Here is a 13014-nt window from a genome sequence, read left to right on the forward strand (position 1 = left end):
ACTTATTGAGTAACTTGGGCTGTATTAGCACCGCAGGCTAAAACCCCTTTGGTATTAGTTGGATTAGCTGGTTTAGTCTTGCCAGGAGCAGCATTTATACACAAGATTGTTTGGGTCTTGTTTTCCACCAAAAAGACTCCCCCCACAAAACTTTTGAGATTAGCTTGCTTCGATACTCCGTAGTTAAATACAGCACCTTTTTTCACCATGCCGATCGAGTAGCTGTAATTGGCTGAGTTAGGTTTAACTTGGAGACCGAGATAAACCAATAGATTGGAAACAGAACTTGTGAAGCCTGCTTTTTCAGCATAGTAAACTTGCTGAGCTTTATTCATCGAACCCACAAACTTTTTCGCTTGTGATTCCTTAGCTTTAAGCGTTTGTGACACTTGAGCTTCCGAGACAGGACTGAAAACAACTGGCAGAGTTAGAGCTGCGATCGCAACTTTGAGCTGCCAGTTGCGGCTGCTATAAATCCTGCTTAATTTCACAGACACCCGGTGGAATGAGCAGTTGAGGAACATATAATTAAACTAATTGTTTTGCCTGAAACTGTTTCAACGCCCCAGGAGCAACCGTGCCGTGTTCTGTGATTATTCCTGAGATCAACTCCGCCGGAGTTACGTCAAAAGCCGGATTGTAAAATTCGACTCCCACAGGACAAATCCGCGTAGTTCCAACTTGATACATTTCAACTGGATCGCGTTCTTCAATGGGGATTTTGCTGCCGTCGGAAAGTTCAAAATCAATGGTAGATAGAGGCGCAGCGACAAAGAAGGGAACGTTGTGAGCTTTGGCAACAATTGCTAAACTGTAAGTGCCAATTTTATTGGCAGCGTCGCCGTTAGCAGCGATTCTGTCTGCACCGACAACTACTGCGTGAATCATGCCGAGTTTCATGCAGTGAGCGGCCATATTGTCTGCTATTAATGTGACGGGAATTCCTTCTTGCACGCATTCCCAAGTGGTGAGTTTTGCACCTTGGAGACGGGGCCGAGTTTCGTCTGCAAAAACTCTTCCGAGTCTTCCTTCTCGCCAAGCAGAACGAAATACACCTAAAGCAGTACCGTAGCCGGCAGTTGCTAATGCACCTGCATTGCAGTGAGTTAGTAAGTTTAGTTTTTCGGGTGTAGCTGGCAGAACTTCTAAACCTTTGTCCCCGATATCTTTACAAGTTTGCAAGTCTTCTGCTTGAATGGTTTTAGCCATTTCTAACAAAGTTTTTTGCACTTGTTCGACAGAACCGCTAGTTCTCTCGGCAGTTTTGAGCATTCGCGATATTGCCCAAAACAAATTAACCGCAGTGGGACGAGTCGATCGCAATAACTCGCCAACTTGTTCTAATTTAGCGAGAAATTCGGTACGATCGCCCGTTTCGATTTCTCGCGCCCCCAAATACATCCCGTAAGCTGCTGCTACCCCGATCGCCGGAGCACCTCGGACTATCATAGTTTTAATCGCCTCAGCCATATCTTCGTAGCGGCTAATTTCGACTACACCGTATTCTTTCGGCAGCCGGTTTTGGTCAATTAGCAGAACTCGGTCTTCCATCCAGGTGACGGGGGAAACAGGGGAGTTTTGAGCGGTCATCTATTTCAGTTATGTGAGGGACAACTTTCTATGATGCCATGAAGGCGACTATTCCTCTATGTTATGAGGGACACGCTGAATTTGCCCAAATCCCAGCCCTGCCGTTTGAGATTTGAGATTTGAGATTTGAGATTGAATAATTGCTGGATACTTACCACTCTCTGGGTTTGGAACTGGCGTAGAGTTGGATGTTTTTCCACAAAAGTGTACTTAGTAAAAAACAGAACATTAAGTTGTGTAAATTATACTTACATTTTTTGAAAAATTTCCGTAATCGGGAACAAGCTAGCTGTACCTGCTGTCTGGTTTTTTTAAGTTGAGAATGAAAAAGTGCGATCCAGCAACTTTCCAGATCCAACAGATTTACAAGAATCACAAAAATAGATAATCGTAAAGCTTTGTCTGTACAACTTGTACTGAGTTAAAGGCAGGTTTTGTGGTAGCCGTATTTGTAGTGAATTGAAGTAGCGACTGTCATCGCACGGAAACAACATTTTGAAAACCTAACTAGGTGCATGGGGGAACAGTAATTATGAAAAACCAACAAATAGTATTCGTAGATTCAGCAGTTGAAGATTGGCAGAGTCTGGCGGTCGGTGTTAAAGCGGGGATGGAGGTAATTTTAGTAGATCGCACGCGGGACGGCATCGAACAAATTGCCGAAGCATTGCAGAGCCGCAAAGGTATAGAAAGCGTTCACATTATTTCTCACGGGGAATTTAGGCTAGTTTGCAGCTAGGGCAAACTAGCCTAAATTCCGACAATTTATAAACATATCGCGACAGTTTGAAACAGTGGTTTTCGTCATCTGTCAACTCAATTAAAAATCGGTTGGAAATTCTGCTATACGGATGTAACGTAGCAGCAGGTGAAAAAGGAGAGGCTTTTGTACAAAAGCTGAGCAAGTTAACAAAAGCTAATATTGCTGCTTCTTCAGATATTACGGGCAGCGCCCAAAAAGGCGGAAACTGGGTACTTGAATATGCTACTGGAGCGATTAAAACAGCATTGGCGATCGAGCCGGAGGTAATGGCAAATTACGGGCATACCTTGGCGATATTCACTGTTACTAATACCAACGATGCTGGGCCGGGTTCGCTGCGACAAGCGATTACGGATGCGAATGCAGCGGCCGCACCGCCGCACAATATTAACTTTGCCATTGGTACAGGCTTGCAGACGATCGCGCCCCTCTCGATCTTGCCACCTATTACCGCTCCCGTAATCATCAACGGTACCTCGCAGACTGGATTTGCAGGCATCCCACTTATCCAGCTATCTGGCAACAATACCGTTGGAAACGGTCTGATCCTTGCTGCTGGTAGCGGTGGCAGCACGGTGCGGGAACTATTAACCCCTTCGACCCGGATTTGACTGGCAACGATTTGGTGTTCGGTTTTGCCGGCGATGACTTCCTCAGCGGGGAGAAAAATCAAGATACGATCGCAGGTGGTGATGGTAATGATACAGTGCGTGCCGGCAAGGGCGATGACTTAGTTTTCGGCGAATTGGGCAGCAACCTGCTATTTGGCGATGAAGGCAGTGATACTATCTGTGCCGGCGACGGGGAAGATACAGTGTACGGGGATATTGGTAGCCCCCTCCCCATTGGTTCTACTGGCGGAAAAGACCAAATATGCGGCGGTTTGGGCAACGATTTGCTGTTTGGCAATGAAGGTCAGGATACTGTCAATGGGGAGGTTGGGAACGATACTCTTTACGGCGGTAAGGATGAGGATAGTTTGCTTGGCAGTGCTGGGGACGACTGGCTGTTTGGAGATCAGGGGAATGATACTCTGATTGGAGGCACCGGGAACGATCGATTTATCTTGGGTCTTGACCTCGGCAGCGAGACTATTTTAGACTTTCAATACGGTCTCGATTCGATCGGCTTAATTGGTGGTTTAAATTTCTCGCAACTGAGCATTGTTGCGGAGAATACTTCTACTCTCATCCGAGTTACTGGTTCCGGGCAACTTTTGGCAACTCTCAGCAATGTGCCTGCAAGCGTGATTACTGCCACAGATTTTGCACTCCTTTAGTGCGATCGAGCTAATTAATTAGGTGAGAATATTGTAGGGACGATGGATTAATAGACGGTTGGCCAATCAAAAAAGGGTGAAACCAAACATTTTACAGCAGATTCCACGTTATTTGTGAAGTACACCCCTGATCCATGAATCCCCGTAGGGAAAAGGCATTGCCTTTTCCCTACTATTTTATGAGCCTAAAATACGCTGTACAATCATGGCAAATAAACTCTGATGAGCCAGAAGTAATATCATTTTCGGTTACACAGCGCCGTGTCCTACCTGTCGAAACATGGGAGCATCTCACTTTTGCAACCAAGCTAGAAATTGGAGTGTTGAGGCAGGAGACGGGAGGCTCTCTGCCCCCCTAAGTCACCACAACCTGCTCTACCTCGTTTCAGACCCCAATCAGCCCAAACCCGCCTTCCTCGCGCATCACCTGCTGCTTGATGAGCAAATTACCTGCTTTCTATTGGGAGAAAAAAGACCAAATAGAAAATAGCTTGCCCCATATACCCTACGGGTGGCCATGCACTACTTTGAGAAATCGCTTTTCTCTCTAAAATTTTGCGGCAGCCCTTACCAAAGCATCACTGAGGCTTCACCACCAGAAAAGTTAGAGTATAAGCGGATTCTCAGCACATACCGCCGACCTTGATAAAGCCGAACATTGATTTGTGCATTCAAGTCTGTGCCACTGTCGTCGTCACCCGCAACATATTTGAGATCACCACTCTGATCCTCGAAAAGAACCATAACTGTATCTAGTTTTCCGAAGGTTCCAATTGTATAGGTTCGGGTAGCAGAGGGTTTGATCACAAAGTTTTTCTGTTCAGCAGGCGCGAGGGACAGAATCTCGGAATGGAAGGGTTTAAGTTCTGTATAACTCGAGTCATCAAGCGGGGGATAGAATAATCGTACCTGCAACACATCCTGCTCGGAAAGTCCGCCAGCAGGGTTTAATCCGTTCTGATACTCCACAGGTTTCTCAATGAGTCCCGCTGCAAAAGCGTAATGCATGATTGAGTTGGGGTCCCACTTTGACCCCTCCACTTCTCCTACTGCAAGCTTTTCAAGCACATTATAAAAAGTTGTATCTCGGTCCCAATTGTTAGGAGGGGCACCGAAATATTTATAAACGGCTTCTTCGTCCCATACGATACCTGCAAACGGGTTTTGGTGCTCGTGAGGGAAACCTAAGGCGTGACCTATCTCGTGAACAGGGACATCTACCCCACGGGGATCAGCCCGAAGATCCCAGCCGAAGTTCATGGTTCGCTCGCCTTGCTTAGGAATATCGATCGCATCGCGGCCAAGATATGACCAGGCTCCATCTCCTTGCACAAAGCCGATTCGTATCTCTGCCTCGCTGATGTTCCGAACCTCCTCAAACTTGATACCAATCCCTACCTTCTTCCACACCTCAAACCCCTGCCGCACAATCTCCTTCTGTTCATTCCCGCCTGAATTGGGACCACTCTCAAAAAAGTAATAACGTAATTTTGTACCGTTAACCCACTTCTTCCCGATTAACCGTATTAGACGAGCACGCTCCGGCGACACGCTCGGATCGAAAGTGCGTGGAGGAACCTTTGGCAAAGCACAAAAATGTTGTGCTTCTTTACCTGATTCTGCGCCACCTGAGCCAACTTTGATTCCGACCTTAGCTTCAATTTGTTCGAGGCGTTTTAGTAATTGCTCAAGTTGATAAGAGTCGATTTGTGAAAGTTTAGTCATGACAAATTCCTCCAAAGTGAATACCTAGGGACTTTAAGTCCAAAGAACCAGCTATTTTGAGAATGTTTGTGTTCATCTACCTGAATCAAGTGAGAGCACAGTAGATTCAGGAAAGAGAAACTGCAACCCTGTCAACAATGACCTAGATAAATGCGAGCTTTCGAGCTTGTGTCAACTGAATAAAATCCTTGTGAAAGCCAGATTTTTTGTTATAATGATGAGTCTGGACGGAGAGGTTTCCTACCCTCAATATCCCATGAGGAGATCGCGCTCGCACTTTACAGAGAACTCGTGTTCCCCATTCTAGTTTCAAGCTTTACACTGTCAACGATCGATAGTCAGGACTGTTTTTAGAGCCTAGTCTGAAACCGTTGATTTTCCGTTGGGATATCGATTGTGCAATCGCCCTGAAACCCCTATTCTACAGTTGCCAATCACACACTATCCGAATTATTGATAGGAAGAATTGACAACAGCCTGCTAGAGCTTGCTGCATAGCCTTTATAGGCTAGCAAATAAAACTGTGTTAGTGGAGGTCGTCGGTTAAAATCCCGCCGCTTCGATCAACAAAACCCGCCTAACGAAGCGGGTTTTGTAGGTTTTGTAAATATTTTCACTCTTTGGCAATGATTAAACAATCACTCTCAACTTTAGACAGCATATCTGGAAAGGCTGATGTGTAGTTGCCATCTTTGTCTACAACCCTGCGGAGTATATATCCGCTCTCAGCAGGTTTGCCGAAAAACGAGTTTGTGCGATACCAGATATCTCCATTCGGAGTATTCGGATCTCGATCAATCAAAAAATCTACCAGCCACGGCGGCACAGACCATCCAAACACTATCGGCGTGATGTGTCCGTGCTGCAAAGTTGCATCAGAGAATCGGAACAAGTAGCTGAAGCGAGAAAATTTGACTAAATAAATTAACATCCGTCCCGCCATTGATGAATGAAATGTCCAGATAACAGGGTCAAAAACACGCAGCAATAACGTCCGTTCCTCAGCATTCCAGTCTGAACTGTACATCGTCAGACAATCGTCTGGTAAAACATTCCCGTCCATAAAAAAGATACCTTGCAGGACTTCGGGTAACTCCGCTGGATGTTCTACTTTCATCCAATTCGCGATGTCTTTTAGTTGCTTTTGTTCGATTAACATGATATTATTTATCCTCAAAATAGTTGTGTTTTGGTTTCCTATTAGATACCCCCTTGATTTCTGAGTCGATCGCTCAAGAGTTTGTGTGGCGTGCGGTTTCAACTCACATCTTGCATCATTGCCAATAAGTTTTCCAGGGCGGGCGGGACACCCCACAATAAACTTGATGTCTTGTCGGGTGGGCCGAAAAGCCTGTTAAGCGAGAATGGTGCAATATCTCAGTCTCAACCGCTGTCTGATGCGAGCTTTTGGATTGATTACCGCCGCAAGTTGGGCTCAGAGCTTCGCCGCACTTTGCCTACCGTACTCACGACATCCACCAGCATCTTGAGTGCGATGTCTTTACCGGGGCAAATCCGTCCCGCACTCCGATCGCCCACCGAATGAAAACCCATATGAAAAGGGCACAGATTCTCCCGCTTAGCGTTGAATTCGTATACCGTAGAGCCCCAGAAACTCTCGTCTAGCAGCCCCAGACTGAGCGGTATCAGTACCTTGGTTCCGGCGGGGAAAGTGCGCTCTTTGCCTGCTACGGTTGCGGTGAAGGGCTCTGTCGCCACTCGGTGCGTGGCGCTGACGGGGGCCCAGAGGCGGGCGCATTCCAGGAGGAAGAGCTCGATCGACTGGCGATCGTCCAAATCGAGCTGATCCCAAAAATCAGTCGGGTTAATTTCGGCCGTCTGCTGTCCTTTATAGGCGGGGAGAGGGCGGTATCCCATTGCCGTGTAGCCTAGGTGCAGGGGGCCTTGCAGTCCCGCTATCCCCATAATCGATGTCATCAGCTTTGCCAATTCCCGCTTAGTCATGCCATTGTTTTCCGAGCTCTCCTCGAAGTCGGCTAAGGCTGGGGAATTTTCATAGATAGTCGCTGCACGCTCGATTAGAGTGGACAAATCCCCGTGTCCAAACAGGTTCAGGCTTTGCAGCAGGTTGCCGATGACGGCGAAGTAGTGCAGCGGGCTTTGGCGAGTGTAATGCAAGTCGGTGAGGAGTTCGATCGACTCTAAATCATCTGGATTAATCCCAAAGATGACGTAGTGCAGATATCGGACTAAAAATCCCATCCAACCACGCTTGACATCGGTAAAAAACGCTCCCCCCGCACCGTGCGACATCTCGGCATAATCTGCGGCTAGCCGATCGAGCAACCGTCCGGCGATTTCGTCTCCCTGGCGATCCGTTGTCGCACTGTTGAAGAGATATTTCTGCATACAGCTTCGGAATGCTGCGTGGTTGCTGCTACCATCAGTCTCGCGATCGGACAAAGACAGCAGGAAAAGGTTCCTACCGCCGACATCTTGGTTGGGGGCGCGATCGGGATCGAGTACAGAAGTACCAAGCCGCCATCCGCGCGCCTGGGGCGATGTGAGTGCTTTTTCCAGGGTGTCAAACTCTCCCATCACGACTTGCCCCGCGCAGCAAAAGTTTGCTCCGAAAGCCAGCCGTTTTATCTGCAAATAGGTGGGTTCGTTGGCAATCAAACCCTCAATCAGGGCGATCGGGGGTAACATCGTTTTGCTGAGACTTTCTTCCGGGTTTTGCAAAGCCCAAACCTGAAACTCGTTCAGGGCCGGGTTCATCAGCGATGAGAAAATAGTATCTAAATTTAGGTTCATCATAATTCCTCCGAGAATCCCTCGCCATAACCCGCTTTGCCTTTAGCAGCAAGAGGGTATTGAGCGGCCATTGAGCGGGTATTGAATCCCACTTAATTGCCCAAATCAGTAAGTATAACTATAGCCATCTTTATTTGTGAACACAGTGGCAACATAGATATAGTTTTACTGAATATGTCTGCGCTCCAGTCTAGCCTTTTCCCGGAGATTGAGTGGAATTTTTAACGATTGCTGGTAAGTAGATCTACTTTCTGTATCTAAAGTATTAGCCCCAATCTCTGAGAGTCGCACATAAACCGTAGTTATGTGCGACTACTTGCTATTAAATTTAGCCAAAATCGGTGGCATTAATTAGACTGGACGACACCCCATTCAGAGCGGCTAAAATTTCTCCGGTTGCTGACAAACGGATGAAAGTTGTACTGTTTTCTTGAGTAAGTGACAGTTGCAAGAAAGTAAGATTGTTGCCTAGAGAAAGCAAATCTTTTCCGTCTTCAAAATCCAAGATAATATCGATACCCGAATTGCTAGAGAGCAAGAAGCGATCGCTCCCATTCCCTCCGATCAAAGTGTCATCTTCATCTTCACCGAATAGGAAGTCGTCGCCGTCACCGCCAATAATAGTATCATTTCCCTTGCCTCCGCGCAAAGTATCATTGCCAGTGCTACCCTCTAGCATATCGTCGCCTCGGTTGCCAAAGATAATATCGCCACCATCGCTACCTGTAATGGTATCAATTCCCTTGCCGCCGTAAAGGGTATCGTCGTCAAAACCGCCATTAATTAAGTCATTGCCTTGATTGGCATTAATCCAGTCATTGCCGTTAAAACCAAATATCAAATCATTTCCCTTTTTACCACTTAAAACGTCATCGCTGCTGTCGCCGCCTAGAGTATCGTCACCATCAGTACCGATTTTTTGATTAGGAGAATTGTTGACTAATTCTATGCCGCTGTCGGGGAAAGGTTCAGCAGCAGTGAAGTCACTGTTTATACTCTTGCGAATTGTCGGGTTATTGACGCTTGCCGATTGAATTTGTGTGTCTAAGGATGTGCCTGTATTTTCTGCGATCGCCTCCTGAATTGTCTTATTTCCGGCTGCGACTTGCTGCAAGTCTTTAGCGACTTCACCTTGTTCTACCTGTTGAACTTGGGCTATTTTAGTAGCTGCATCTGAGAGTGGGAGGTTGCTAGATGCGATCGCCCGTACCCGCTGATTCCCTTCCGCTATAATTTTAGCAACTTCCGGCGCAATATCGGACGCTTTTTGTGCTTGCAGTTGAGTTGCAGCAGACTGAACGATGGTTTGTAATTGTGCGGGATTGGTTAAATCGACAGCCCCGGATTGAATTTGATTGGCAAGGATGGAAATAATGCGATCGGCAATATCGGTTTTAGAGTTAGCCGAAATCCCGCTAATTAAAATTGTCGTCTGAACAACAGCGTTTTGTACCTGAATGTGTGCTGCATAAACCGCCAAACCGTTCGGATCGTTTTGAGTAATTGCCTGTAGCGGATCGTAGCCAGTCAAATCAATTGTTGACGGTACTCCAAATGCTGCTTTAACTTTAGTCTCTGCTTCATTAGGATTGATACCTTGTGCAACCATCTTCTGCATCAGAGTAGTTAAAGGCGTCACAACAGTAGCATCAGGTGTTGCTGTTAGTGGCGTTTGCTGCGGCAAATAAGTGGCGGTATTAATACCGTCAGCAACTACAAGTCTGCCTTCATCTGGATCGAGTTCGCCGCTGTTATTTTTGTCGAAATTAGGGAGAGAGACATCTAAATTAAAGCTGCCATCCACGTTAGTAATAGTGAACGGTTCTTTTTCATCTTGAATGCCGTTGAAGTTACCATCAAAGAAGACTTTTGCTCCAGTTAGGTAACTGTTAACACCGCTACCGCTCTTCCTTGAACTTTCTCCAGTGCCAAATTTGGCCAACTCAAATGTGGCAAAATCTTTTTTCCAAACTGTTTGTTTCCCTTCCCAAAACTCCCAAGGGACTATAGCTTTAAACTCCAGCCCTAAAAAAGCATTAACTTGACCTGATATATCAAAAAGTTCCCAGGGTTTACTAATGCGGGAGCCAATTTCGGATCCTCTGATTTTACCGTCGCTTTTGCCGTTATTTTCTCCAATATCTACTAAATCAATGCCTATGCTTCCTTGTATTCCAGCCGTTCCATAAAGGCTGGCAACTACTGCATTTACTCCGACACCTGCTTTAATACCAGCATTGATTTTAAGTTCATCAACATCCGCACCAGTACCATCGGGATTTGCGCGATCGCTCACGTAAAAACCATCTAAAACTTTGTAGGCTGATGACGCATCGAATTCATCGTCTTTCCATTCTTTTAATCCGTAAGTATCGTAGCCAAATGCGAGGTGTGCTGACGCATTAAAGTTGCCTTCGATTAACCCTGAGATCGGCCCAAATATAGGAAACTCTTTGCTAAAATTGAAGTCTATCCCTAGGGGAGGCATATCGTAGGTAAAAAGGACAACATCTGGTTTTCCTAAAAGAAGTTGAATGGCTGTTTCTGGCTTGGTTAAAATTGGTAAGTCTATGCCGGGAACCCTCTTGAATTGATTGACAAATTCTTTTTTATTTCCCGCTGTTTTAGAATTGATTTGTTGAGAAATATTAGGAACATAATTTGTCAGTCTCGGTGTTTTGTTTTTGAGGCTAGAGTTGGGCTTGGCAACATTAATATTGCCTAAACTGTAGGAACCTAAATCGATGGCAATATTTTTTGAAGAGTTTGACAGGCTATTTGCCAATTGCGATATCTCGTCGATTTTGATAACTGCATTTAAGAAGTCAGTAGCAACATTACCAGTCGATAATTTAGTTGCCAGTTCCAAGATCGAAACTTTGCCATCTCCATTGTTATCGAAGGGGCCAGCAACGCCAAGTTCTGACAGTAACTTAGTGTCTGTATTTAGGAAATCGATAACTGGTCTAAACGGGTCGATAATATCAGAAACAGTGGTGAGTATTGGTTTCGACAAGTTAGTGATAAAGGTTCCTAAGTCGAGTTTTATGTTGTTAAATTCGACTGTCGGGTTAGGCAATCCGCCAAAGGGATTGTCGGTGGTTGGCGAACCTATATTTCCCTGATTATTTGATGGCAAGAATGAAGATAAATTTGAACTCGCGCCTGTGCTTGAATTTGAGGAACCTAGCGATTGATTTAACCCTGAAACCGCTGAAAATTTCGTGCTGGATAAAAGTGATGAATTGAAATTTGATAGACTCGATGTAGTTGAGGGGGAAGTTGAGGGTGGCTGCGAATTATTTAATTGACCGTTCCTATAATTAATCAGTGGCCAATTGACTGCTAAATCAAAATCAAAAGATGGAAAAGCAGCATTGCCGTTGATGCTAGTTTTGCCGTGCAAGCCGAGATTGGCATTACTCGTTAAGCTAGATTGAAATAAGTCTTCTAACTGATAACTGCCGTCTAACTCAGACAAAGTTAAACGATTGCCATCATCAGTACCGCCCACGTTGTCTAAGTCATTTAACTTGACTTCAAAGTTGGCATCAAGTTGAGTTGGGTTTTCAGGATCGTTGGTAAATTCAGCTTGTAAAAAAGCGAGGTTGGCTTGAGCTTTGAATTTCTCAGGAAGTGCTAACTTTAAGTTAGCGTTTAATTTAGTATTGTCAGTATCGATGTAGCAGCCAAAATCTTTGTTGTAACCGACACCAATAGATAACTCATAGTCAAAAGCCGATTGTTGAGTTGGCTTTAAAATTCCAGCTAAAACTGGCGAAATCAAACTCTGAGAAGGAAAGTTCGCACTAAACTGAGATACATTACTACTACTACTATCTGTAACCGGTGCTAATGTGGCTGAATTGCTGATATTGGAATTGAGGCTTGATGCTTCTAAATCATTAGATAAATTGGCAAAGCGAGAGAGATTTGCAGTCGGTGCGAAGGCGACAACTTGATTCCAGGGCTTAGGAGAGTTTTCGACTTTCAAGCCTAGTGCGGGCAACCCTAAATCTTCTGAAAACGTAATATTGTCGAGCTGATATTTTTTGCCAATTTTAATGACTAAGTTACTGTCATTTGGATTTAAACTACTCTCGACTTTAACATCGAATGCCGACCCAACAACCTCCTGAATGCTATTTTCTAGCTGACTAGGCGTGAAATCTGTTGCATTTTTAACGGTATTGACTAGACTATTTTTGAAATTGCTAATAAAATTCGGAGAAATGTCGCTTAGTCGTCCTAAGATTGGCAGTTTGAACGCATTCAGTTGGTCGTTAACAATGTTTTCCAGTTTGTCTAATCCTTTTTCCAAACCGCACCAAAGGGTTTCGTTATCGGTATTTGTAACGGCGATATCTGCTGCGTTTAAGCCGGAGTATTTACTGTCATTGCTGACAGCAGGGCTGGTAACAAGGGTGTAAGCTTTATTCCCGTCAGCAACACTGTCGTCAACACCTGTTACCGTTACTGTTTGTGAAGCATTCCAGTTAGCAGAATTGAAAGTAAGCGATGCCGGTGAAACTGTTCCTTCTGTTGCATTGGAACTTTCTAAATCTATTTTGACATCAGCAGTAGGTTGGCTGTTGAGTTTGACATTAAAGGTTGCTTTTCCTCCGGATTCAGTAGTAGTTAATTCTGTTGTTGGGTTAATAGTAATACCAACAGGTGTCGCCGATGTCGGCGCTGGGGTTACAGGAGTTGGTGTCGGTAACGCAGGAGTTGGTGTCGTTAGTGCAGGAGTTGGTGTCGTTAGTGCAGGAGTTGGTGTCGTTAGTGCAGGAGTTGGTGTCGGTAACGCAGGAGTTGGTGTCGGTAACGCAGGAGTTGGTGTCGGTAACGCAGGAGTTGGTGTCGGTAACGCAGGAGTTGGTGT

9 protein-coding genes are annotated in these 13014 nt (G+C 45.4%); 3 read left to right on the plus strand and 6 right to left on the minus strand.

Annotated features, from left to right (window positions below):
• Window positions 1-2 precede the first annotated feature (2 nt).
• Together QUA34_RS08290 and mtnA are read right to left on the minus strand one after the other, a co-directional pair.
• Window positions 3-491 (minus strand): type IV pilin-like G/H family protein, encoded by a 489-nt coding sequence (locus QUA34_RS08290; protein ID WP_333325669.1) that lies wholly within the window; start codon window positions 489-491, stop codon window positions 3-5.
• Window positions 492-528: 37 nt separating this feature from the next.
• Window positions 529-1590 (minus strand): S-methyl-5-thioribose-1-phosphate isomerase, encoded by a 1062-nt coding sequence (gene mtnA, locus QUA34_RS08295; protein ID WP_333317339.1) that lies wholly within the window; start codon window positions 1588-1590, stop codon window positions 529-531.
• Window positions 1591-2122: 532 nt separating this feature from the next.
• Here mtnA and QUA34_RS08300 point away from each other — a divergent pair.
• The 3 genes from QUA34_RS08300 to QUA34_RS08310 are packed head-to-tail and all read left to right on the plus strand — an operon-like array spanning window position 2123 to window position 3632.
• Entirely contained in the window at window positions 2123-2329 is a 207-nt protein-coding gene (locus QUA34_RS08300; protein ID WP_333385576.1) for a DUF4347 domain-containing protein, read from the plus strand.
• 47 nt (window positions 2330-2376) lie between these two features.
• Complete coding sequence (locus tag QUA34_RS08305; protein ID WP_333385579.1) at window positions 2377-2964, plus strand: DUF4347 domain-containing protein; 588 nt, start codon at window positions 2377-2379, stop codon at window positions 2962-2964.
• Window positions 2961-3632, plus strand: coding sequence for a calcium-binding protein (locus tag QUA34_RS08310; RefSeq protein WP_333385583.1), 672 nt, complete (start codon window positions 2961-2963; stop codon window positions 3630-3632). The genes QUA34_RS08305 and QUA34_RS08310 overlap by 4 nt, the downstream gene beginning before the upstream one ends.
• A 567-nt stretch (window positions 3633-4199) precedes the next feature.
• Here QUA34_RS08310 and QUA34_RS08315 read toward each other — a convergent pair.
• The 4 genes from QUA34_RS08315 to QUA34_RS08330 form a co-directional block, all read right to left on the minus strand.
• Entirely contained in the window at window positions 4200-5357 is a 1158-nt protein-coding gene (locus QUA34_RS08315) for a matrixin family metalloprotease (RefSeq protein WP_333385586.1), read from the minus strand.
• Window positions 5358-5970: 613 nt separating this feature from the next.
• Window positions 5971-6516 carry a hypothetical protein gene (locus tag QUA34_RS08320; RefSeq protein WP_333082808.1) on the minus strand — a complete coding sequence of 182 codons (546 nt, stop codon included), beginning with the start codon at window positions 6514-6516 and terminating at the stop codon, window positions 5971-5973.
• Window positions 6517-6773: 257 nt separating this feature from the next.
• A complete protein-coding gene (locus tag QUA34_RS08325) occupies window positions 6774-8135 on the minus strand; it encodes a cytochrome 450 (protein WP_333385590.1) in 1362 nt (453 codons plus the stop codon).
• Between the two features lie 325 nt (window positions 8136-8460).
• On the minus strand, window positions 8461-13014 hold a 4554-nt coding region (locus QUA34_RS08330; RefSeq protein WP_333385593.1), incomplete at its 5' end, for a calcium-binding protein.

The organism is Microcoleus sp. POL10_C6, assembly GCF_036701585.1.
In the GTDB taxonomy this organism is placed as follows: domain Bacteria; phylum Cyanobacteriota; class Cyanobacteriia; order Cyanobacteriales; family Microcoleaceae; genus Microcoleus.